Raw genomic sequence first — 21,366 nt, 5'->3', positions numbered from 1 at the left:
CCTTATAACTTGTTAATGTAAAAAGTATCTTTGAATATCATTTACAGTTACTAATAACATTAGAATTACTAGAAATGCAAAACCAATTAAAGTAACAATAGTTTCAACATTTTCAGAAGTTGGTTTCCCTCTGATGGCTTCAATAATATTTAATAATATTTTACCACCATCTAAGGCAGGAATAGGAATCAAATTCATAATTGCTAAATTAATAGATAAGAATGCGATAAAATAAACGACTCCATCAATACCCATACTAGTAGCTTTAGAAGTGGTTGCAAATATTGCTACCGGTCCTCCTAAATCATTTAAGCTAAAATGACCGCTTACCATGTATGCCAATTCACTCACTAGTGCCTTAGTCATATTCCAAGTTTCTCTAAAGCCATAGGTTAACTTAGCATAAAATGATTTATCTCGTGTATTGTTAATGCCAATCATTCCGATTGATTTTCCATTCACTTTTTGTGAACTAGTTTTGAAAGTATATTGTCTAATTTTATTATTTCTCTTAACTTTTACATTTACTTTTTTATTAGGTCTATTTTGAACCGCTTTACTTAATTCAGTCCAATTATTAGTCTTTACATTATCTATACTAATAATTTGATCACCATTTTGAATTCCAGCATCTCTAGCTACTGAATTTGTATTTAATGGTTGTACTGAATTACTGTTACTAGCTACTCCTCCTTGAAGAAAAGCTAATAACGAAAATGCAACAATAGCCAAAATAACATTGTTAAATATTCCAGCAGCATTGGTAATCATTTTCTTCAAAACAGGAGCATTTTGAAATTGAACATCTTCTGGCGCAATTTGTACTTTAGTACCGTCATGTTCAACCATTAATGCATCATGGTTTACCTTATATCTTGTAACTTCTTCACTGTTATCTTGATATCCTTCAATCCATAAGTTGTGTTGCAAATCAGCATCAGTAACTTCCAATGGCAATCCATCTAACACATGTTGCTTTTTACTAGTATTAATTTGTACTACTTCATTTTTGTCATTTAATTTAAGAGTTACCGGAGTTCCTGGTGATAATTCTTGTGAATCATCATCGGCTATTCCAGCCATTCTTACATATCCACCCAATGGTAAAATTCTAATAGTGTAAGTAGTCTCATTATGACGATAATAAATTATCTTAGGACCCATACCTATAGAAAACTCTCTTACCATAATTCCGGATTTTTTAGCCACAATAAAGTGACCAAATTCATGCACAAATACTAAAATTCCAAAAACAATTATGAACGCCAAAATAGTTATAACCATTTGCATCGCTCCTTATTTTATATAATTCCAAAAACATGCAACAATGGTATTACAAATAATAAACTATCAAATCTATCTAAAATACCACCATGTCCTGGTAGAATTTTACCAGAATCTTTAACTTGATAGTATCTTTTTAGCGCTGATTCTACTAAATCTCCTAATTGTCCAAATACAGATAGAATCAAAGTGATGATAATAGCTGAAACAACAGAAACATTTCCAATATGGAATGCGCACATCCATATAGTTCCAACAATTGTTCCTAGCAATGAACCACAAATAGATCCTTCCCAAGTTTTATTAGGACTAACATGTGGAGCTAATTTGTTTTTACCAAATTGCTTACCAAAAATATAAGCACCACTATCAGTTAACCAAACGATGAATAGTGCATAAAACAATACGGCAATTCCAGCATTTCTAGTTTCTACAAAATAATGGAATCCAGTACCTATGTATAGCATAGCTAGTGTAATTACTCCCGCATCATCAAAAGAAAACATGTTTTTAGTAAACACATTTCTTAGCAATAATAGCATTACTATTACATAAAAAATGAAATTAACTGATAAGAAAGAATGGAAAATACCACTGAACCACTTATCTGGTGCAATCAATAAAAATACACCTAGAAAAGATAATATAGCTTCAGGTGAAACTACCAATTTTTTCTTCATAATTAAAATTTCTGACATGGCAACAATTCCTAATGCAATTGCACCAATTTCTATAAATATACCACCTAATAATACAATTGGAACAAATATCATTAAGGCAATAATAGCTGTTAAAACTCTAGTTTTCATATTATTCTCCTAAATTACTTGTTTTTTAATCCACCAAAACGACGATGTCTTTGTTGAAATTCACTAATACACTTTTTTAAGCTTTCATCAGTGAAATCAGGCCACATAGTATCATCGAAAACAAATTCACTGTAAGCCAATTGCCATAGTAGAAAATTGGATAATCTTTCTTCACCACTAGTTCTAATTAACAAATCAGGGTTAGCAAATTCATTTAAATCCGCAGTCATTAAATTATTATCAACAGTCTTCTTAGAAATATCACTAACAGATAGTTCACCATCGACCACTTTTTGTGATATTTTTTGAACTGCTGTAACTATTTCATCTTGGCTACCATAGTTCAACGCAAAATTTAAAATCATTCCTGTACAATCTTTTGTGTCTTCAATGGCATCATTAATTGCTTTTTGTGTTGATTTAGGAAGCATATCAGTGTATCCCATAACGTTTACCTTCACATTATTCTTCACTAAATCAGGAACAAATGTATTAAAAAATTTCTCTGGAAGACTCATCAAATAATTAACTTCTTGATCTGGTCTTTTCCAATTTTCTGTAGAAAATGCGTACAAAGTTAATACTTTAACACCCAAATCACTTGCTGATTTAGTTATTTTTTTAACTACATTCATACCTTGCTTATGTCCAGCAATTCTTGGTAGATGTCTTTTTTGAGCCCAACGACCGTTACCGTCCATAATAATAGCTATATGATTGGGAATGTTGTTTGTATCTAACTGCACATTCGCCTTTTTCTTAAATTTAAACATAATACCACCTATTTTATACAAATAAAGGATGAGAATAAATCCTCACCCTTACTCATAAAGTTTATTTTATTGGATTAATCTCCATTCACCACGATTACTATCAGCTAAAGTTTCAAAATACTTTAGTAATTGATTAGCATCAGCAGCACTTTGTTCACCTAACATATTTAAACCTTTTCCAGTAGGAATTGGATCACTTAAATCAGTAACTTCTGTTTCATTTTCAATAGTTGCTTGAGTAAATGCAACAATCCAATCATTTTCAATTAACTTAGAAACAATCAAGAAAAGATTAAATTTATCAGTAACAAATACTGGCATTACGAAAACACCATCTTGAATTTCTTCCAGTTGATTACCATTGTATGCTAGAGCACCTTTGGTATCGTCATTCATGTCTCCATTTAATTTGAAGACCATTTTTCCAAATTCTTCAGTACCTGGAGTGACTTCTTTTTCTTGCATATTGTGGCTCCTCCTAAATTAATATTATCCGTTCATTACTTCTTGTTCTTTATCATCTACAACTGATTCTAATTCTTTGATTTGGTCATCAGTTAATTTTTGTACACGGTTTTCAAGATCATGAGCTACATCATCACTAAATTCGTCATCCTTGTTACCCTTTTTAACGGCGTCCATAGCTTCTCTACGAACATTTCTGATAGCAACTTTACCTTGTTCTCCAGTAGCCTTAACCTTCTTAGAAACTTCTTTTCTACGTTCTTCAGTCAATTGTGGGACTACTAATCTAATATTGTCACCATCATTAGCAGGATTAATTCCAATATCAGCTTCTAGAATACCTTTTTCAATATTGTCTAAAGCACTCTTGTCATATGGGCTAACCATAATAACTCTTGCTTCTGGGACAGTTATAGAAGCAATTTGATTTAATGGAGTTGGTACACCGTAATATTCTACTTGAACACCATTTAGTAAACTTGAATTAGCACGTCCTGCTCTGATAGTAGCTAATTCTTTTCTTAATGATGCAATTGATTTTTGCATTTTTGATTTAGCGTTATCTAAAATTTCCTTTTGACTTGCCATTTCTTATTTCCCCCTAACAGTAGTTCCAATTTTTTCACCTTTAACAACTTTTTCGATGTTACCGGCTTTGTTTAAGTTAAATACAACCAATGGAATATCATTATCCATGGATAATGAACTTGCAGTAGTGTCCATAACATTTAGACCTTTATTAATGATATCCATTTGTGTTAATTCGTCAAATTTAACAGCATTTGGATCCTTATTTGGATCTGCTGAGTAAATACCATCAACACCATTCTTAGCCATTAAAATGGCATCAGCTCTTACTTCGGCGGCACGTAATGCAGCAGTAGTGTCTGTTGAGAAGAATGGATTACCAGTTCCACCAGCAAAAATAACTACACGGTTCTTTTGCAAGTGACGAACTGCTTTTCTACGAATGTATGGTTCAGCAATTTGTCTCATTTCAATTGATGTTTGAACACGAGTAGGAACATCCATTGATTCTAGATTTTCTTGCAATGCTAAACCATTCATAATAGTTGCTAGCATTCCGATGTAATCGGCTTGAGTTCTTTCCATTCCAAGTTTTGAACCAGTGACTCCACGCCACATGTTTCCACCACCGACAACAATAGCAATTTGAATACCCAAATCATGGACATTCTTTACTTCTTCGGCAATTTTTTTAATAACTGGTGGATTAATTCCAAAACCTTTTTCACCGGCTAAAGCTTCTCCACTAAGCTTTAGCACAATACGTTTATATTTTATATCAGACATTGAAGCGTTCCTCCATTACATAGTCATAATCATTACCTTAATTTTAGCATAATATAGAAAGTAAAAACAGATTATAAGTACAATTAATTTAATTGAAAATATGTATAAAAAAAGGATACTTTTAAGTATCCTTTTAATTTTTTATTTAATTTGACTGTTTACTTCGTCAACAAAGCTTTGTTCTTGTTTTTCAATACCTTCACCAACTTCGTAACGAACAAATGCAGATAATTCACCGCCATTGTCCTTTACGTATTCAGCTACAGTCTTGTCAGAATCCATAACGAATTCTTGATCAGCTAAACAAATTTCAGATAAGAATTTGTGTAAACGACCTTCAACCATCTTTTCAACAATCTTTTCAGGTTTACCTTCGTTTAGAGCTTCCTTCTTCAATGTTTCCTTTTCAGAAGCTAATCTGTCACTTGGAACATCGTCTTTAGTTAAGTATTCTGGCTTAGTTGCAGCAACGTGCATAGCAACATGTTTAGCAACAGTTTCATCAGCATTCTTAACTTGTACTAAAGCACCGATTAAACCTTGGTTGTGTAAGTAGTAACCAAAGCTTTCGTCGTCACCTTTTGTAAGAACAGTGAAACGACGTAGAGTAATCTTTTCACCAGTGATTTGAGTAGTGTTAATGATTTTATCATTAATAGTTTCACCATCAACATCTAAAGCTAAAGCTTCTTCAACGTTTGCAGGTTTTGCTTCAAGAATCTTAGCAGCAATTAAGTCAATTAAGTTCTTAAAGTCATCGTTACCTGAAACGAAGTCAGTTTCAGCATTAACTTCAACGATAGCAGCGTCGTTTCCGTTTTCAACAACACGTGTTAAACCAGCGGCAGCAACTTTGTCACTCTTCTTTTGAGCCTTTGCAATACCTTTTTCACGTAGGAATTCAAGAGCTTTCTTTTCGTCACCATCTGAAGCAACTAAAGCTTTCTTAGCGTCCATCATACCTACACTTGTCTTGTCACGTAAATTCTTTACTTGAGCAGCAGTAATTTTTGCCATTTTAATGGCCTCCTTATTATTCTTATCAATAAAAAAGGCCGACTCATCCCAGGCCTTATCGGTCCAAAAACATGAGTCAGCCTAAGTGTTCAAACAAGTTAATATATTAAAATATTATTTGTCTTCACTTTCATTTTTTTCATCAGCGTTTTCAAAAGTCTTTTCGCTAACGTTTTCTTCACCTTGGTTACCTTCGATGATAGCATCAGCCATCTTAGAAGTAATTAAACGAACGGCACGAATAGCGTCATCGTTTGATGGAATAATAACATCAATGTCATCAGGATCAGTGTTAGTATCAACCATAGCAACGATAGGAATGTTTAGTTTGTGAGCTTCGTGAACAGCAATTTGTTCTTTACGAGGATCAACAACAAACATAACATCTGGAACCTTAGGCATATCTTCAATACCACCAAGGAATTTTTCAAGCTTGTCAGTCTTCTTCTTTAGAAGAGAAACTTCCTTCTTAGGTAATCTTTCGAAAGTGCCATCTTCTGCCATCTTCTTAAGATCCTTTAAGTAGTTGATACGTTTTTGAATAGTATCCCAGTTAGTTAAAGTTCCACCTAACCAACGATGGTTAACGTAAAATTGACCAGCGCGTTCAGCTTCTTCTTGGATTGAATCTTGTGCTTGCTTCTTAGTACCAACAAATAGTACAACAGCGCCCTTAGCAGCTTCATCCTTCATGTAGTTGTATGCACTATCAATCATCTTTACAGTCTTTTGTAAATCGATAATGTAAATACCGTTACGTTGGGTAAAGATGTATTTCTTCATCTTAGGATTCCAACGACGAGTTTGGTGACCAAAATGTACACCAGCTTCTAGTAATTGTTTCATAGAAATAACAGCCATGTTAATAGCCCTCCAAAAATAGTTTTTTCCTCCCTAACGGTCTCATAGATCAGAAACTTATTTAAAAGCACCGTCTAATCTATCGCGTCAGGTGTGAATTGGTAATAAATACCGAATATTATTGTATCTTAAACTTTCTAAATAATCAAGAGAAAATTAAAGTTCAACAATTTTATCTGATTTACCAGTGTTAATTAAGTCACGGTTGGCATCCATTGATAATTGAACCATGTTCTTAACAGCTGTCTTAGTGTAGAAAGCAATGTGTGGACTTACTAAAACATTGTCACGTTTCATTAAGTTCTTTAATCTGTCGTCTGAGATATCATCGAAGCTATCGAAGTTAACGTTAAATACACCAACTTCATCTTCGTAAGTATCTAATGCAGCACCTGCTAATTTGCCACTATCTAATGCCTTAATTAATGCATCAGTATCAACTAGTGAACCTCTAGCAGCGTTGATAATGTATGAACCATCTTTCATTAATGATAATGTGTGTTCATTAACGATGTGTTCATTTTCCTTTACAGCTGGAGCATGTAAAGAAATAATATCTGATTGTTTGAATAATTCATCAGGTGTATCAACATAGATACCTTGTTTGTCCAATTCAGGGTTTCTAAATGGATCGTAACCAATTACCTTAGCACCAAATCCACGGCAGATGTCGATAAGTACACGACCAATTCTACCTGTACCAAGAACACCAACAGTCTTCTTGTTTAATTCTTCAGCAATTTCTGGAGCCCATCTTAAGTCACCAGAACGTTGCTTATCTTCAAAGCGTTTAGTGTTTCTTAGTAAACGCATAATTTCTGTGATTGCTAATTCAGCAATAGCATTTGGTGAGTAAGCAGGAACATTAGTTACAGTAATGTTGTTTCTCTTAGCAGCATCAGCATCAACGTTATCAACACCAACGTTACGTAGAGAAAGTGACTTAATACCAAATTCACCTAATTTGTCTAAGATTTCAGCAGTATATGGTTTTTGTTGGTATGCAACAACACCATCAAAGCCTTTAGCTTCGTCTACTGTTGATGAATCTAGAAGTTTGGTTTCAACTTTTACTTCCACTTCCGGATTGTTTTGTTTCCATTCTTCTAAGAATGGCTTTTCATCATTTCTGATTCCATAAGCAATAATTTTCAATTTAGAAACCTCCAATACAAATTCATCTATCGAATTCATTATAACATTTTATAATGATTCTTAAACTTTTAAGCCATATTGTTTAACATTAATTCCTTGTTCGATTAAATATTCAATCTTCTTTTTCCTACTTTGATGTTTAAAATGATATTCTGCACTCAATGCATCATGCTTAGTATCAAATTGTTTAGAAAATATCATTTTTACTGGTAAGTGAGATTTTGTATATTTTGCACCTTTTCCAGTTTGATGCTGCTTAAGCCGATGCTTTAAATCAGTGGTAAAGCCACCATACAAGGAGTTATCTCCACACAATAAAACATACATAAAATAATTATTTGTTTTTTCCATAGAGTACTTCCCTTATATAACTAGTATATTCATTTGAATTTTCTTTATATACATAAATTGGTGGTAAAACTTTTAAGCCACCCTTTTTGCCGCTCTTTATGCCTTCAATTAGTACTATATTTGCGTCTTTTCCCATTCTTGGGTATACAAATTGTAACTTTTTAGGCATTACATGATGATCTGACATCACATTTATCAACTCAGGTAATCGATCTGGTCTATAAACAAAAAACGCTTTACCGTTAGTTTTTAACAATCCTTCACAAATTTCCAGTATTGAAGATAAATTAGTGGTTATTTCATGTCTTGCAATAGCTAAATATGGATTAGGATTTTTTTTGCTACTCTTTATATCAGGGAAATATGGTGGATTACAAGTTATCATGTCCACTGAATCTTTATCTATATGTTCAAATGCATTAGATAAATCGTCGTTTACTATTGTTATTTTATTTGTTAAATCATTTAATTCGACACTTCTCTGAGCCATGTCAGCTAACTTATCCTGCAACTCCACTTCAACTATTTTTCCACGTGTCTTATGTGACATAAATAGTCCTACTGCACCATTTCCAGCACACAAATCTACAATCTTAGATTTAGCCTTAGCTGGCACTTTTGCAAATTCAGCCAGCAGGACAGCATCCAAGGAAAATGAGAATACATTAGGATTTTGTATAATCTTTACTTCATTACTATATAGTTCATCAATTCGCTCATTTTCTTTCAAAAAATCATTCAATGAAATAACCTACCTTATTTTTTCTTGCATAGTATAATGATAATAGAATACTATTAAATTATAAAGTACGAGAGGAGTTTATAGTATGTATTCTTTTTTAAAGATACTTGCAAGAATTATTTTGTATCCAATTAATGGAATGCCTAAATTTAAAAATAAGCAAAGGATTCCGGAAGGTAACTACATTTTAGTTGCACCCCACAGAACATGGTTTGATCCTTTGTATTTCGCCCTAGCAGCAAGTCCAAGAGAATTTGCTTTTATGGCAAAAAAAGAACTTTTTAAAAATCCCTTTTTAAGATATATCTTAGTACACGCAAACGTATTAAGCGTAGATAGAGAAAATCCAGGCCCATCTGTTATTAAAGAACCTGTCAAAGTTTTACAAAAAAGTGATAAATCACTAATCATTTTCCCTTCTGGAACTAGACATTCTCAAACTTTAAAGGGTGGAGCTACTTTGATTGCTAAATTATCTAAGAAGCCTCTTCTTCCAGCTGTTTATCAAGGACCTTTAACCTTTAAAACATTATTCTCAAGAAAAGATGCTATTATTAATTTTGGTGACCCCATTTATTTAGATAAGAATGTAAAGATTAATGAGGAAGGTCAAAAGATGATTGAAAAGCAAATGCAAGATGCTTTTGATAAGTTAGATGATGAAATTGACCCTAGTTTCCATTATGTAGATCCTGCAAAGCAAAAAAATAAATAGAAAAAAGGACTTAAATCAAATTTAAGTCCTTTTTTATTATTTAGCATGAGCTTTCATGCTGTTCATCATTTGGTTTAGTTTCTTAGCTGAAGGCTTTTGACCCATTTGCAACATCATTGCTCTTAATTGATCCTTGTTAATTGGGGGATTATCCTTTAAATACTTTTCCATGTACTTACGAGCCATGAAAAATCCACCGGCTACACCTACTAATAAGGCAACGATAACTAAAATAATCCATAAGAATGTGGACATAGGTTTTCCTCCTCCCATTACTTTATACAATTAATTTTACACAAATTAATTACTAAATTCAAAAAAAGTTTTAATCGTCTCGTAAACCTTTCTTTCTTTGAACATCTTTAACTTTTTCTGGAGTAACTTCCTTTCCAGATTTGTTGTACACTTGTACCATTTCAATTTGGCTTCTCATGTTTTCCTTAAAGCGTTTCAAATACTTTTTTCTAAGGTCAGCTCTTTCAGCTTCTTCTTGTTTGGTTAATCCATCGGATTTAGCTTTATGAGCTAACTCATTAATTCTAGGAATAAGTTTCTTTAAAATTGGATCTTCTGACATTTATATCACTTCCTTACGAACATTTGTTTTTATTTTAACTATGTGCTATATTATTGATAATATACACGATGAAATGAGGTATTCATATGGCCTTTTCAAAAGAAGAAAAATCTTCTAAACAATTAGCTATTTTAAAATTTATTTGGAAAAGAATCAACAACCAAGGTTATCCTCCAACTGTTAGAGAAATATGTGAAGCTGTTGGCTTATCATCAACATCAACTGTTCACGGTCATTTAAGTAGATTAGAGAAAAAAGGATATATCGTCAAAAATCCAGCAAAACCAAGAGCGATAGAAATCACCGAACTTGGTATGAAAAAAATGGGTGTAAACTCACATCCTGGAAAAATTCCTGTACTTGGAACTGTTGCAGCCGGAGAACCTATTCTAGCTGTTGAAGACACATCCGAATATTTCTCTTTACCCGATCAGTATGAAAATTCCAGTGACATTTTTATGCTAACCATTCAAGGTGAAAGCATGATTAATATCGGAATATTAAATGGTGATAAAGTAATTGTTAAAAAACAATCCACCGCAGAAAATGGTGATATTGTTATCGCTATGACTGAAGATAACGAAGCAACCTGCAAACGATTCTTTAAGGAAAAGGATCATTACAGATTGCAACCAGAAAACGATAATATGGACCCAATTATTTTAAACAAAGTAACTGTTTTGGGTAAAGTAGTTGGCCTATATCGTGATTCAATCTTTTAAAATACTTTACCGTTGTATTTATATTCAGGTATTTTTACAAAATCAAATTTAACAATATCATCAATTGTTGTTAAATAAGAATTTGAACCATTAGATAGCATCAAATTAACGTTACCACTTTTTTCATGGAATAAAATAACAGGCTTATTAATAGCATGTGCATATCCAATTTCAAAAGCTGTGCCGCTATCAACATTGTCGTCAACAAAGTCGATAATTGCGATAACTGCATCAGCTTTTTTTATTTCATCAACGTCCAGCTTAAATACTGCTTTAGACCATTCATCACTACCGACTTCAAGACTTTTATCCACAGTAGACAATCTAGGACTGAAAAAATTATCCACAGTCGTATTTTGATTTAAGGCTTTTTCTACACGTTCCACCCTATCAATTTGTTCATCATCAAAAAAAGGTCCTGCTAAATATAAATTCATAATTATATCCTACTTTCTACCATAGATTCTTTGGTGATTCTTAACACCTTTCAAGAAGAAATCAGCACTGTCATTTTCATAATCCAAATTAATATCGCCATCTTTAATAGGAATCCAGTTATTAAAAATGCGTTCATATTCTTCAACTGAAACTCGTTTTCTATTCTTCAAGTCGGTATCTATTTGATCAGCTAATTGATCATTCTTAAATCCGTCCTTCAACTTCATAGAGAAGAATTCTCCTTGGGCACCTGATCCGTAACTAAACAATCCAATTCGGTCCCCTGTTTGTAAGTCTGTTGAATTATTCAATAATGACAATACATTCAAATATAATGATCCAGTATATAAATTACCAACATTTTCATTATATTTTCTACCGTATTCGAATTCTTGCTTAAGATGTTCTTGTTTATCTTCATCAGCTTCATTTAAAATGGCTCTCAAACCTTTAATCCCCATCTTGGTGTATGGAAGATGGAAAGTCATTGCCTTAAAGTCATCTATAGATAATCCCGTAATCTTCTTATATTCATCCCAAGTGTTTTTAAAGAACTTAACATAAACATCATTGGAATAATGACCATCAACAACTGCTTCAGTACGGTATAAAGGGCGCCAAAAGTCCATAATATCATCTGAATAGAATGTACTTGGGCCTTCGAATTCTAACATGGATGGATTAGATGAAACTACCATTGCCATAGCACCGCCACCTTGAGTTACTTCTCCAGGTGTTTTAATTCCATATCTGGCAATATCTGCTCCAATAACCAATGCTTGTTTGTCTGGATGGTTAGTTACATACTCTTTAGCCATTTGAAGTCCAGCAGTAGCTCCATAACAAGCTTGTTTAACTTCGAAAGCTCTTGCACGTCTGCTTAATCCTAGCATGTTTTGTAAATAAATAGCCGCAGACTTAGAGTTATCTACACCTGTTTCAGTTCCAAAAATTATTAAATCAATTTTCTTACGATTATCGTCATCAATAATTTTTTCACAGGCATTAGCAGCCATGGTTACAACATCTTGTGTGTTAGGTATAACCGCTTGTTTCTTTTGACCAATACCAATTAAGTATTTATTAGGATCTTCATTTCTTGCATTAGCTAAATCAACCATGTCTAAATACATATCTGAAGAGAAAAAACTCATTTTATCAATTCCAACACTCATAATGACAATCCACACTTTCCATTTTTTAATATAATAATTATACTATGGTTCCTTAATGATAACAAAAAATACGCGTAATAAAAAACCTACTAATAATTAAATTAGTAGGCCTTTTTAAATAATTAAACATTTTTATTATTTTGGATGCAGCCACCAAAATTCAGAAAATAATTGTTTTGAACTTGGTGGTGACAATTAATTTATTGAATCCATAAATTTTTTCTTTTTTGCTTATATTATAAAATTAATAATAAAGTTATAAATCTATTATTGATATATTCATTAATAAGATCAGTTAACAAGCAACCTAAAATACCAATTATTACAAAATAAATTAAAAGCTTTTTTCATTAAATAGTCCACTATTGTTCACCAAAAGCAGTTAATAAGGATGCTGTTAAAAAGCTTACTAATTATCTTAATTTTTAACAAAAAATTGAATGATCTTTTGAATGCCCTTTGATATTAATTCAGCAACTTATATAAATAAAAAATCATTGATAATCCTAGATTACCAATGATTTTAGCATCATATGAAAACATATGAACACTGTTTAAAGGAGAGTACAGGAGTCGAACCTGCCCGCCGGGAAAAACCGGTTCGTCGGATTTCGAGTCCGATGCATTACCGCTCTGCCAACTCTCCATAAAAGAATGCGCCACTAAGGCACATTCCATAATTGTTAATATTTTAAAAGACTTAGTATATCGTAATCTTTTATTTTTTCTCTACCTTTTAGAGCTTCAATTTCAATAATAAATGCAGTACCTACTACAATTCCACCAAGTTGTTCAACTAGTTTAATTGTAGCTTCAATAGTACCACCAGTAGCAAGTAAATCGTCGGTGATTAATACTCGTTGGCCTGGTTTAACAGCATCAGCATGAAGGTATAAAGAGGATTTTCCATATTCCAAACCATATGAAGCTTCTACTGTTTCACCTGGTAATTTACCTTTCTTTCTTGCAGGTACAAATCCAATGCCTAAATCATAAGCAACTGGGCAACCCACAATAAAGCCACGAGCTTCAGGACCAACAATTAAGTCGACCTTTTTTTCTTTAGCATACTTAACTATTTCATCAGTAGCTTGATGGTATGCTTTTCCATCTTCCATAAGTGGTGAAATGTCTCTAAATAAGACACCAGGTTCTGGAAAATTTTCATAACTTGCAACATAATCATGCAAATCAAGTGCCATTAGTCAATAACTTCCTTTCACTTATCCAAACAAATTCGAACGTTTTGCTTAAACTTTTCACCACTAACAGCTAAAAGTTTCTTCTCAGTTTCAATTTGTTTCTCTCTATCCTGGTATACTCGGCTTTCAGTTAAAGCTGTATTAACCAGATCAGGATTATAATTCATAATTCCATTTTCTATATAAACAAAATTTAAATCATTAAATACATTAATCATAAAAATTAATGTTTGTACATCGATATCTAAATAACTACCAATTTTGTTTATCTTATCATGTATCTGAATATCGTTATGCGTCTTAATGAACTTAAATAGTTTAGCATATTGTGTACGATTTGGCATCCCTTTTTTAAAAATATAATGATTTTTAAATAGATAAAATGTCACGCTATTAAAACTAATTTTACTCAAAGCATCTTCTAGATGCGACACATCATTTGGACAATCGACAATTAATATATTATCAAATTTATCCTGTGAAGACAAATTGGAATATAGGCTACTAGTAGAATTATTGTTCACAAACGGACTTAACTTTTTATATAGCTTTTCACTAAAGAAAATGTAATTTCCAGTTGGCTTAAACATTTCCTTAGCTAATACGTGTGTACGTTTATCAATTATCTCAATACCACTACTACGCATATCATCTAACATGATTTGTATAGTAGTTTTACCACGCCAAGTATTTTTGTCTAAATGTCCAGCCACTAAAACATTATCACAGTTATTGATTAAGTCATTAGCTTGTGAGCCATGCTTAAATGCTAATACATTAACCTTACCTTGCTTATCTACCATTTGAAACTTCAAATGACTATTATCTTTACCCATAGTTTGAATATTAGTAACCATATTAGGACTAAATTCAAACACCGGATATTCATTATCGGTTCCAAAAGGTGCTAACAATTGAAGTTGATTAAACAATTCTTCATTAACATCTTCACATTTTAATCTTCCAGATATTAATAAATCTGACTTAGCATTTGCATCTAATTTATGTGTTTTTGCATATTCATTTAAATGTTGACTAATTTCGTTTATATGTTCTTCATCAACACTTAGACCAACAGCCATTGCATGACCACCAAATGATATCATTTTATCTCTAACACCATTTAGTGCATCAAATAAATTAAATCCTTCTACACTTCTTCCAGATCCCTTTAATATCCCAGTATTTGAGTCTAAATTAAGCACTAAGCTAGGCTTTTGGAATTTTTCTACCAATCTACTTGCCACAATTCCAACTACACCTTCGTGCCAATTTTGGCCATATACGACTTGCACTGCATCATCATTTTGGGTTTGTGCTTGTATTACAGCTTCCGTAGTAATATCTTCTACAAATTTGCGACGTCTTTTGTTTTGTTCTTCTGTATCATGAGCTAATGCATCAGCTTTTTCATCATCAAAAGTAGTTAAAAGTTCTACTCCACTACTTGCATCACCCATGCGTCCCAAAGCATTCAAACGAGGTGCTAAACCAAAGCTTATACTTTCTTCGTTTAACTCACCTTTTAAGCCGGCTAATTTTCCTAAACTATATAATCCTGGGCGTTCTGTATTAGCAATCATTTGTAAACCATATTTAACTAAAATACGGTTTTCATCGGTTAATGACACTAAATCTGCTACCGTTCCAATAGCAGCTAAATCTAAATATTCTTCTGGTACTTCATCTAATAAGGCTGTTGCCACTTTAAATGCAATTCCTACTCCAGAAAATTCACCAAAAGGATACTCATCCCCTGGATATCTAGCATGTACAATTGCATAAGCATCTGGTAATTTATCAGGCAATTCGTGGTGATCAGTAATAATTACATCACAACCTAATTCATTAGCTACAGCCACTGATTCATTACCAGACACTCCGTTGTCAACCGTAACCACTAAATTAGTTCCATCATTTATCAATCGTTTATAAACATCTGGATTAGGACCATAACCATCAGTAAAACGATTAGGAACAAAATAGTCTACGTTAGCCCCTAAATTTTGTAGGGTTTCATACATAACCGAAGTACTAGTTATTCCATCAGCATCGTAATCACCATAAACGGTAATTTTTTCATTATTTTCGATAGCAGTTTTTATACGGTCACATGCTTTCTTCATATCATGTAATAAAAACGGATCTCTTAAATCACTTAATTGTGGATTTAGAAATGAATTTATTTTCTCTTCATCATCATAACCACGTTGGATTAATGATTCGACAATTGCTGAACTAATACCTATTTTCTTACCAATATTTATGGCGTCTTCAGAAACATCAGTATTTTTATGTTTCCAATTAAAATTTGCGGATAGCATTCAATCAACCCTTTTAATTATTTTTATCAAATGGAATATCTATTATGTCAAAATCCTTTACTACTCTAGAGTTAGGGAAAATAGATCTGGCTTGCTTTTGTAGTTCATATGCCATACCACCTGTGTATCTTGCAGAGATATGAGTTAATAATAATTTGTGTACTCCAGCCTTTTTAGCTAATTTAGCAGCTTGCATATTAGTAGAATGATAATAACTGTGTGCTAAACGACTTTCACCTTTACCAAAAGTACTTTCGTGAACTAATACATCGGCATTTTGTGCCAAATTATAACTGGAAAGATTACTTCTAGTATCTCCGATAATAGTTACAGTACGTCCTTTTTGTGCAGGTCCAATGTATTGTTTACCATCAATCACTCTTCCATCATCTAAAGTAACAGTTTGGCCGTTCTTAATTTTTCCATATACAGGTCCTGATGGAATACCGGCTTCTTTTAATTTATCCACTAAAAGTTCACCTGGATGATCCTTTTCTTCTACTCTAAAACCATATGAAGCAATTTGATGATCTAATCTACCAATGGTTACTTTAAATTTATCATCATCCAAAATAACTCCTGGTTGTTTTATTTCTACATAATTAATTTTATAGGATAGTTTAGTTTGTGACACGCTTAAACTAACTCTAACAAAATCTTTAATCCCTTTTGGGCCATATATAGTTAGTGGTGTATTTCCACCTTGAAATGATCTAGAACTCAATAAACCAGGCAAACCAAAAATATGATCCCCATGTAAATGAGTTATAAATATTTTATTAATTTTTCTTGGCTTTAAGTTAGTTCTTAAAATTTGTTGTTGAGTTCCTTCCCCACAATCAAATAACCAGACTGAATTACATTCATCTAGTAGTTTTAAAGCAGTTGAAGATACATTTCTAAATTTACCAGGGACTCCTGACCCAGTTCCTAAAAATTCTAATTGCATAAATCATTTTTCCTTTTCTATAAGCGTTAAACATATATATAAATTGTAGCACATAAAAAAAGATGGGATTACCCCATCATTTTAATTAATCCACGAAAGTAAATGTAAAGTCTAAGATAGAAACTAAGTCGCCATCTTTAGCACCGTGTTTTCTTAGTGCATCATCTACACCCATTCCTCTAAGTTGTCTTGCGAAACGTAACATACTTTGATCATGAGTAGTATCAGTCATTTGGAATAGTTTTTCAATCTTATCTCCATACAATACCCATACACCGTCTTCATCACGTTTGATGTTAAATGGTGCTTCTTCATCAGCATTGTATTCAACTTCATCGTCTTTAACATCTTCCACATCAGTAATTGGGAATTTAGGAGTTGTTTCTAGTAAGTCTGAAGTCTTACTAATTAATTCCTTTAATCCTTTATGAGTTACAGATGAAATAGGAAGAACTTCATATGCTACATCATCTTGTTTAATTTGTTCTTTAAACTCTGCTAGATTATCTTCTGAATCAGGCATATCCATCTTTGTGGCAACCACAATTTGTGGACGTTTTAATAAATTATCATCATATTTGGATAATTCATCATTAATCTTCTTGTAATCTTCATAAGGACTTCTGCCTTCTTGGCCACTCATATCAACTAGATGCAAAATAACTCTAGTTCTTTCTACGTGTCTTAGAAATTTGAATCCTAAACCAACACCAGATGATGCACCTTCGATAAGTCCTGGTAAGTCAGCAATAACAAAGTCACGACCATCATCCAATCTTACCATTCCTAGATTAGGAACTAATGTAGTGAAATGATATTGAGCAACTTTAGGCTTAGCTGTTGTAATAGTAGAAAGCAAAGTAGATTTACCTACCGATGGGAATCCTACTAAACCAACATCAGCTAACATTTTTAGTTCTAGTCGTACGTTTAATTCTTCACCAGGTTCACCATTTTCAGCAATTTCAGGTGCTGAATTCTTAGCAGAAGCAAAGTGAGTGTTTCCACGACCTCCACGGCCACCTTTTAGGGCTACGAATTTATCATCTGGGTTTACTAAATCAAACAATAACTTATTAGTATTGTCATCATATACTGAAGTTCCTTCTGGTACATAAATATATAAATCATCGGCACTTTTACCGGTCATTTTTTTATTTCCACCATCAGCACCGTTGTCGGCCTTAAATTTACGTTTATATCTAAAGTCCATTAAGGTACTCATTCCGGTTTCTACGGCAAAGATAACACTTCCACCGCGACCACCGTCTCCTCCGGCAGGTCCACCATTAGGAACATATTTTTCTCTTCTGAAGGCAACGATTCCGTTACCTCCCTTTCCTGATTTAACATTAATTTTTACTTGATCTACAAACATTTTATCTCCGCTCTATCTTTTTATTTTATAGTTTAGTATAACTGTATTTTTTAACTCAGTAAATACTTAGCATCATTTTTCAATGTTACTTAAAGTATATTTAATATTTTTTGCAGTTTGAGTTGGAATACCTAATGATTCAATTTTATCCAATGAAGCTTCCGAAATTTTCTTCATAGATTTAAATTCATTCAAAAGCTTATTTCTAGTTTTAGGTCCAACTCCTTCAATAGTATCTAATTCAGAACTTAATGAATGCTTAGTATGAACTTGACGATGGAAATTAATAGCAAAGCGATGGACTTCATCTTGTACTCTTTGTACTAAGTAAAATGCTTGGCTTCTAGGATTTAGAGAAACATGCTCATCTAATTCTCCGAATAATAGATCAGCAGTCTTATGTTTATCATTTTTAACCATCCCTGCAACCGGAATAGATAATCCTAATTCATTTTCCAAAACATCCTTTACCGCGTTTAACTGGATATCTCCACCATCCATTAAAATTAAGTCTGGCATAGCAGCATGTTCTTTCAACAATCTAGTGTATCTACGACGTATAACTTCTCGAGTACTTGCTGCTTCGTCAGCATGGTCTTCATTACGTAGTTTATATTTACGGTAAGCATTCTTATTTGGCTTTCCATCTACAAATTGTACCATGGCAGAAACTAAATCTGCTCCTTGAATATGAGAATGGTCAAATGCCTCTATTGTACGACCCTTTGGAATACTCAATGCTACACATAATTCGTCCATTGCACCAACTGTCTTAATATTATCTAATTCCATTAAACGGAATTTTTCATCTAAGACTAATTTGGCATTCTTTTCAGCCATATCTAATAGGTCTTTCTTTTGACCACGCTTAGGTACACGAACTGCTACATCTAGCGTATCAGATATTAAATTCGTATCCAAACTTTCAGGAACCAAAATTTCTTTAGGAAGTTGGTGATTTTCTTGTGAATAGAATTGTACAATAAAGTTTTCCATAGATTCCTTAGCTGTATCAGCAATAGGAAAGGTTCTCTTAACACGTTTAAGTAGTCGTGCTTGTCTAATAAAGAAAATTTGAATTGAAATCCATCCGTGATTTACATAATAATTAAAGATATCTCTATGTGTATAATCATTAGAAATAATCTTTTGCTTTTCTACGGTAATTTCAATATATTTTAATTGATCACGAATTTCAGCAGCACGTTCGTATTGCAAATCTTTGGAAGCATCTAACATTTTCTTTGTTAACATTTCCTTTGCTATACTTACATCACCATTCAAAAATGATTTAATATGTTTAATTTGTTCATCATATACTGACTTATGAACCTTTTTAAAACATGCTCCCAAACATTGTCCCATGTGATAGTACAAGCAAGGACGATTTTGAAATCCATTACATCTTCTTAAAGGATATACCTTTTGTAGGAAATTTAATGTTTCATCAGCAGCATATACATTAGGATATGGACCGAAGTAATAACCACCATCTCTTTTAATAGTATTGGCTATTTTGATTTGTGGATCCGTTTCGTTAGTTATCTTAATATATGGATATCCACCGTGTCCTTGTTTTAATTGTATATTGTAATAAGGACGATGCTTTTGAATTAAAGTAATTTCTAATAAGAAAGCTTCTTTATCAGTTGATGTTATAATAGTTTCGAAGTCACGAATCTGTGACACTAATTTAGCAGTCTTTCCTTCATGACTACTTTTGAAGTATGATCTAACACGATTCTTTAAGTTTTTTGCTTTCCCAACATATATAATTTTTCCCAGTTTGTTTTTCATTAAATAACATCCTGGTAAATCGGGAAGCAAAGTTAATTTATGTTCAATATGTGGAGTTGCCATAATTATCACCTCAATTGAAAATCGTTTTCAATATGACAAAACTCTGCTATTTTGATATTATATATCATAAAATAAGGAGATGCATACAATGGGTTTAAACATTCAAAGAAATAATGACTTAAATGCAATGTTTGATAAATTTGCTAGAATTGATTCTAACGATAAAAAACGTGATAAATTCTTAAAACATAAGGATAAAAAATCAGATAAAAAGAAAAAGAAATAACAGTAAAATTTAGGCTTCACAATTTAATTGTGAAGCCCTTTTTTTACTTTTTATTTAGACGATTAATATTGAATTCAGCAACTTCTTCAAAATCAATATTATTCCATTCTGCAATTTGTGATAAATACCAAAGAACGTCTCCCATTTCTTTAACCATTTGTTCTCTGTCTAATTTATCGCCATGAAATGTATACTTTTTAACTAAATCAACGACTTGACCAGTTTCACTGGCTAAACCTAAAGCACAATTAGTCAAAACTTGTTCATTTCCGTGTAATGTCTTATTAGCTGCTTTTTGATATTCGTTAAATTCCAATTAATGTACCTCCGTTTTATTTTCGATCCATTCCCAGACTTGTTCTTTTCCATACTTACTTTGTGCTGAGAATAATTGAATTTCGTCGCCATCTCTTAAATCAATAGACTTATTTAATAAACTAACTTCCTTATTCCACTTACTCTTAGGAGTTTTATCCATTTTAGTAGCTAAAATAAGAGTTGGAATTTCATAATATTTTAGAAATTCATACATTTGTAAATCATCATCAGTAGGTGCACGACGTCCATCTACCAATAAAACCACCCCTTTTAGAGGTTTTCTAGTAGTTAAGTAGGTTTCTATCATTTCTCCCCACTTAGCTTGTTGAGCCTTGGAAATTTTGGCATAACCATAACCAGGAATATCAACAAAAAATAACTTATCATCTAAATTATAAAAATTAAGAGTTTGTGTTTTTCCAGGTTTATTAGATGTTCTAGCATATCCATTACGATTTATTAAAACATTTGTTAATGAGGACTTTCCAACATTTGAACGTCCTACCAAAGCAATTTCCGGATATCTATTCTTTGGATATTGCTTTGGTTCTACAGCACTTATATCAATATTAACATTGTGTACATCCATTTATCTCACTCGCTCTCGTTTTTAAATATATATTATATTCTAACATATGTGCCAACTATATTCGCCCAACAATATAAAATTATTTTATTATGATAAAAATAAAAAAGCCTTATAGAAAACGA

The 21,366-nt window shown here is 32.5% G+C and carries 25 protein-coding genes and 1 tRNA gene; 3 read left to right on the top strand and 23 right to left on the bottom strand.

What is annotated here, in order from left to right:
• Positions 1 to 12: 12 nt before the first annotated feature.
• From rseP to D7I45_RS02880, 11 genes are all read right to left on the bottom strand, one after another.
• Positions 13 to 1,284, bottom strand: a complete 1,272-nt coding sequence (gene rseP, locus D7I45_RS02930; protein ID WP_120784263.1) for an RIP metalloprotease RseP — start codon at positions 1,282 to 1,284, stop codon at positions 13 to 15.
• A gap of 17 nt (positions 1,285 to 1,301) precedes the next feature.
• Positions 1,302 to 2,093: a phosphatidate cytidylyltransferase gene (locus D7I45_RS02925; protein WP_120784262.1), complete on the bottom strand. Its 792-nt coding sequence runs from the start codon at positions 2,091 to 2,093 to the stop codon at positions 1,302 to 1,304.
• A 14-nt stretch (positions 2,094 to 2,107) separates the two neighbouring features.
• Positions 2,108 to 2,866, bottom strand: coding sequence for an isoprenyl transferase (locus D7I45_RS02920; protein ID WP_120784261.1), 759 nt, complete (start codon positions 2,864 to 2,866; stop codon positions 2,108 to 2,110).
• 66 nt (positions 2,867 to 2,932) lie between these two features.
• The gene (locus D7I45_RS02915) at positions 2,933 to 3,331 is read right to left on the bottom strand and encodes a hypothetical protein (protein ID WP_120784260.1); all 399 of its coding nucleotides are present in this window, start codon (positions 3,329 to 3,331) and stop codon (positions 2,933 to 2,935) included.
• A gap of 24 nt (positions 3,332 to 3,355) precedes the next feature.
• Positions 3,356 to 3,919 (bottom strand): ribosome recycling factor, encoded by a 564-nt coding sequence (frr, locus tag D7I45_RS02910; protein ID WP_120784259.1) that lies wholly within the window; start codon positions 3,917 to 3,919, stop codon positions 3,356 to 3,358.
• A 3-nt stretch (positions 3,920 to 3,922) separates the two neighbouring features.
• A complete protein-coding gene (pyrH, locus tag D7I45_RS02905) occupies positions 3,923 to 4,645 on the bottom strand; it encodes a UMP kinase (protein WP_120784258.1) in 723 nt (240 codons plus the stop codon).
• Between the two features lie 141 nt (positions 4,646 to 4,786).
• On the bottom strand, positions 4,787 to 5,662 hold the full coding sequence (gene tsf / locus D7I45_RS02900; RefSeq protein ID WP_120784257.1) for a translation elongation factor Ts: 876 nt from the start codon (positions 5,660 to 5,662) through the stop codon (positions 4,787 to 4,789).
• Between the two features lie 114 nt (positions 5,663 to 5,776).
• Complete coding sequence (gene rpsB, locus D7I45_RS02895; protein WP_120784256.1) at positions 5,777 to 6,523, bottom strand: 30S ribosomal protein S2; 747 nt, start codon at positions 6,521 to 6,523, stop codon at positions 5,777 to 5,779.
• 156 nt (positions 6,524 to 6,679) lie between these two features.
• Positions 6,680 to 7,678 carry a D-2-hydroxyacid dehydrogenase gene (locus D7I45_RS02890; RefSeq protein WP_120784255.1) on the bottom strand — a complete coding sequence of 333 codons (999 nt, stop codon included), beginning with the start codon at positions 7,676 to 7,678 and terminating at the stop codon, positions 6,680 to 6,682.
• A 60-nt stretch (positions 7,679 to 7,738) separates the two neighbouring features.
• Positions 7,739 to 8,029 carry a GIY-YIG nuclease family protein gene (locus D7I45_RS02885; RefSeq protein ID WP_120784254.1) on the bottom strand — a complete coding sequence of 97 codons (291 nt, stop codon included), beginning with the start codon at positions 8,027 to 8,029 and terminating at the stop codon, positions 7,739 to 7,741.
• Positions 8,013 to 8,771, bottom strand: a complete 759-nt coding sequence (locus tag D7I45_RS02880; protein ID WP_120784253.1) for a tRNA1(Val) (adenine(37)-N6)-methyltransferase — start codon at positions 8,769 to 8,771, stop codon at positions 8,013 to 8,015. The genes D7I45_RS02885 and D7I45_RS02880 overlap by 17 nt, the downstream gene beginning before the upstream one ends.
• Before the next feature lie 85 nt (positions 8,772 to 8,856).
• Here D7I45_RS02880 and D7I45_RS02875 point away from each other — a divergent pair, with 85 nt between their 5' ends.
• The gene (locus tag D7I45_RS02875; protein ID WP_120784252.1) at positions 8,857 to 9,486 is read left to right on the top strand and encodes a lysophospholipid acyltransferase family protein; all 630 of its coding nucleotides are present in this window, start codon (positions 8,857 to 8,859) and stop codon (positions 9,484 to 9,486) included.
• A gap of 36 nt (positions 9,487 to 9,522) precedes the next feature.
• On the opposite strand, the gene D7I45_RS02870 is transcribed toward D7I45_RS02875, so the two are convergent.
• Together D7I45_RS02870 and D7I45_RS02865 are read right to left on the bottom strand one after the other, a co-directional pair.
• Positions 9,523 to 9,741, bottom strand: coding sequence for a YneF family protein (locus tag D7I45_RS02870; protein WP_120784251.1), 219 nt, complete (start codon positions 9,739 to 9,741; stop codon positions 9,523 to 9,525).
• Positions 9,742 to 9,811: 70 nt separating this feature from the next.
• Positions 9,812 to 10,063, bottom strand: a complete 252-nt coding sequence (locus tag D7I45_RS02865) for a DUF896 domain-containing protein (RefSeq protein ID WP_120784250.1) — start codon at positions 10,061 to 10,063, stop codon at positions 9,812 to 9,814.
• Between the two features lie 86 nt (positions 10,064 to 10,149).
• Between D7I45_RS02865 and lexA the strand changes: the two genes are divergently transcribed.
• The gene (gene lexA, locus D7I45_RS02860) at positions 10,150 to 10,785 is read left to right on the top strand and encodes a transcriptional repressor LexA (RefSeq protein ID WP_120784249.1); all 636 of its coding nucleotides are present in this window, start codon (positions 10,150 to 10,152) and stop codon (positions 10,783 to 10,785) included.
• Here the strand turns inward: lexA and D7I45_RS02855 are convergent.
• The 8 genes from D7I45_RS02855 to uvrC form a co-directional block, all read right to left on the bottom strand.
• Complete coding sequence (locus tag D7I45_RS02855) at positions 10,782 to 11,222, bottom strand: nucleoside 2-deoxyribosyltransferase (protein ID WP_340137537.1); 441 nt, start codon at positions 11,220 to 11,222, stop codon at positions 10,782 to 10,784. The two genes, lexA and D7I45_RS02855, sit on opposite strands and share 4 nt — an antisense overlap.
• 9 nt (positions 11,223 to 11,231) lie before the next feature.
• A complete protein-coding gene (locus tag D7I45_RS02850) occupies positions 11,232 to 12,398 on the bottom strand; it encodes a hydroxymethylglutaryl-CoA synthase (RefSeq protein WP_120784247.1) in 1,167 nt (388 codons plus the stop codon).
• 558 nt (positions 12,399 to 12,956) lie between these two features.
• Positions 12,957 to 13,044, bottom strand: a tRNA-Ser gene (locus tag D7I45_RS02845).
• 37 nt (positions 13,045 to 13,081) lie between these two features.
• Positions 13,082 to 13,600 carry an adenine phosphoribosyltransferase gene (locus tag D7I45_RS02840; RefSeq protein WP_120784246.1) on the bottom strand — a complete coding sequence of 173 codons (519 nt, stop codon included), beginning with the start codon at positions 13,598 to 13,600 and terminating at the stop codon, positions 13,082 to 13,084.
• 17 nt (positions 13,601 to 13,617) lie between these two features.
• Positions 13,618 to 15,924 carry a single-stranded-DNA-specific exonuclease RecJ gene (gene recJ / locus D7I45_RS02835; RefSeq protein WP_120784245.1) on the bottom strand — a complete coding sequence of 769 codons (2,307 nt, stop codon included), beginning with the start codon at positions 15,922 to 15,924 and terminating at the stop codon, positions 13,618 to 13,620.
• Between the two features lie 13 nt (positions 15,925 to 15,937).
• Positions 15,938 to 16,873 (bottom strand): ribonuclease Z, encoded by a 936-nt coding sequence (rnz, locus tag D7I45_RS02830; protein WP_120784244.1) that lies wholly within the window; start codon positions 16,871 to 16,873, stop codon positions 15,938 to 15,940.
• Between the two features lie 85 nt (positions 16,874 to 16,958).
• Positions 16,959 to 18,251 carry a GTPase ObgE gene (gene obgE, locus D7I45_RS02825; RefSeq protein ID WP_120784243.1) on the bottom strand — a complete coding sequence of 431 codons (1,293 nt, stop codon included), beginning with the start codon at positions 18,249 to 18,251 and terminating at the stop codon, positions 16,959 to 16,961.
• A 72-nt stretch (positions 18,252 to 18,323) separates the two neighbouring features.
• Positions 18,324 to 20,111: an excinuclease ABC subunit UvrC gene (uvrC, locus tag D7I45_RS02820; protein WP_120784242.1), complete on the bottom strand. Its 1,788-nt coding sequence runs from the start codon at positions 20,109 to 20,111 to the stop codon at positions 18,324 to 18,326.
• 88 nt (positions 20,112 to 20,199) lie between these two features.
• Between uvrC and D7I45_RS06200 the strand changes: the two genes are divergently transcribed.
• The gene (locus D7I45_RS06200) at positions 20,200 to 20,337 is read left to right on the top strand and encodes an SPJ_0845 family protein (RefSeq protein ID WP_162924077.1); all 138 of its coding nucleotides are present in this window, start codon (positions 20,200 to 20,202) and stop codon (positions 20,335 to 20,337) included.
• 43 nt (positions 20,338 to 20,380) lie between these two features.
• On the opposite strand, the gene D7I45_RS02815 is transcribed toward D7I45_RS06200, so the two are convergent.
• Together D7I45_RS02815 and yihA are read right to left on the bottom strand one after the other, a co-directional pair.
• Positions 20,381 to 20,653, bottom strand: a complete 273-nt coding sequence (locus tag D7I45_RS02815; protein ID WP_120784241.1) for a nucleoside triphosphate pyrophosphohydrolase family protein — start codon at positions 20,651 to 20,653, stop codon at positions 20,381 to 20,383.
• Positions 20,654 to 21,244 (bottom strand): ribosome biogenesis GTP-binding protein YihA/YsxC, encoded by a 591-nt coding sequence (yihA, locus tag D7I45_RS02810; RefSeq protein WP_120784240.1) that lies wholly within the window; start codon positions 21,242 to 21,244, stop codon positions 20,654 to 20,656.
• Positions 21,245 to 21,366 lie beyond the last annotated feature (122 nt).

It is taken from the genome of Apilactobacillus bombintestini (assembly GCF_003627035.1).
GTDB classification, from domain to species: Bacteria; Bacillota; Bacilli; order Lactobacillales; family Lactobacillaceae; genus Apilactobacillus; species Apilactobacillus bombintestini.
This window is presented reverse-complemented; position numbering and strand designations above follow the sequence as displayed.

Bases quoted from the DNA above. Each gene is read 5' to 3' on its own strand.
- rseP (WP_120784263.1), bottom strand. From the start codon at position 1,284: ATGGTTATAACTATTTTGGCGTTCATAATTGTTTTTGGAATTTTAGTA.
- D7I45_RS02925 (WP_120784262.1), bottom strand. From the start codon at position 2,093: ATGAAAACTAGAGTTTTAACAGCTATTATTGCCTTAATGATATTTGTT.
- D7I45_RS02920 (WP_120784261.1), bottom strand. From the start codon at position 2,866: ATGTTTAAATTTAAGAAAAAGGCGAATGTGCAGTTAGATACAAACAAC.
- D7I45_RS02915 (WP_120784260.1), bottom strand. From the start codon at position 3,331: ATGCAAGAAAAAGAAGTCACTCCAGGTACTGAAGAATTTGGAAAAATG.
- frr (WP_120784259.1), bottom strand. From the start codon at position 3,919: ATGGCAAGTCAAAAGGAAATTTTAGATAACGCTAAATCAAAAATGCAA.
- pyrH (WP_120784258.1), bottom strand. From the start codon at position 4,645: ATGTCTGATATAAAATATAAACGTATTGTGCTAAAGCTTAGTGGAGAA.
- tsf (WP_120784257.1), bottom strand. From the start codon at position 5,662: ATGGCAAAAATTACTGCTGCTCAAGTAAAGAATTTACGTGACAAGACA.
- rpsB (WP_120784256.1), bottom strand. From the start codon at position 6,523: ATGGCTGTTATTTCTATGAAACAATTACTAGAAGCTGGTGTACATTTT.
- D7I45_RS02885 (WP_120784254.1), bottom strand. From the start codon at position 8,029: ATGGAAAAAACAAATAATTATTTTATGTATGTTTTATTGTGTGGAGAT.
- D7I45_RS02875 (WP_120784252.1), top strand. From the start codon at position 8,857: ATGTATTCTTTTTTAAAGATACTTGCAAGAATTATTTTGTATCCAATT.
- D7I45_RS02870 (WP_120784251.1), bottom strand. From the start codon at position 9,741: ATGTCCACATTCTTATGGATTATTTTAGTTATCGTTGCCTTATTAGTA.
- D7I45_RS02865 (WP_120784250.1), bottom strand. From the start codon at position 10,063: ATGTCAGAAGATCCAATTTTAAAGAAACTTATTCCTAGAATTAATGAG.
- lexA (WP_120784249.1), top strand. From the start codon at position 10,150: ATGGCCTTTTCAAAAGAAGAAAAATCTTCTAAACAATTAGCTATTTTA.
- D7I45_RS02855 (WP_340137537.1), bottom strand. From the start codon at position 11,222: ATGAATTTATATTTAGCAGGACCTTTTTTTGATGATGAACAAATTGAT.
- D7I45_RS02850 (WP_120784247.1), bottom strand. From the start codon at position 12,398: ATGAGTGTTGGAATTGATAAAATGAGTTTTTTCTCTTCAGATATGTAT.
- D7I45_RS02840 (WP_120784246.1), bottom strand. From the start codon at position 13,600: ATGGCACTTGATTTGCATGATTATGTTGCAAGTTATGAAAATTTTCCA.
- recJ (WP_120784245.1), bottom strand. From the start codon at position 15,924: ATGCTATCCGCAAATTTTAATTGGAAACATAAAAATACTGATGTTTCT.
- rnz (WP_120784244.1), bottom strand. From the start codon at position 16,873: ATGCAATTAGAATTTTTAGGAACTGGGTCAGGAGTCCCTGGTAAATTT.
- obgE (WP_120784243.1), bottom strand. From the start codon at position 18,251: ATGTTTGTAGATCAAGTAAAAATTAATGTTAAATCAGGAAAGGGAGGT.
- uvrC (WP_120784242.1), bottom strand. From the start codon at position 20,111: ATGGCAACTCCACATATTGAACATAAATTAACTTTGCTTCCCGATTTA.
- D7I45_RS06200 (WP_162924077.1), top strand. From the start codon at position 20,200: ATGGGTTTAAACATTCAAAGAAATAATGACTTAAATGCAATGTTTGAT.
- yihA (WP_120784240.1), bottom strand. From the start codon at position 21,244: ATGGATGTACACAATGTTAATATTGATATAAGTGCTGTAGAACCAAAG.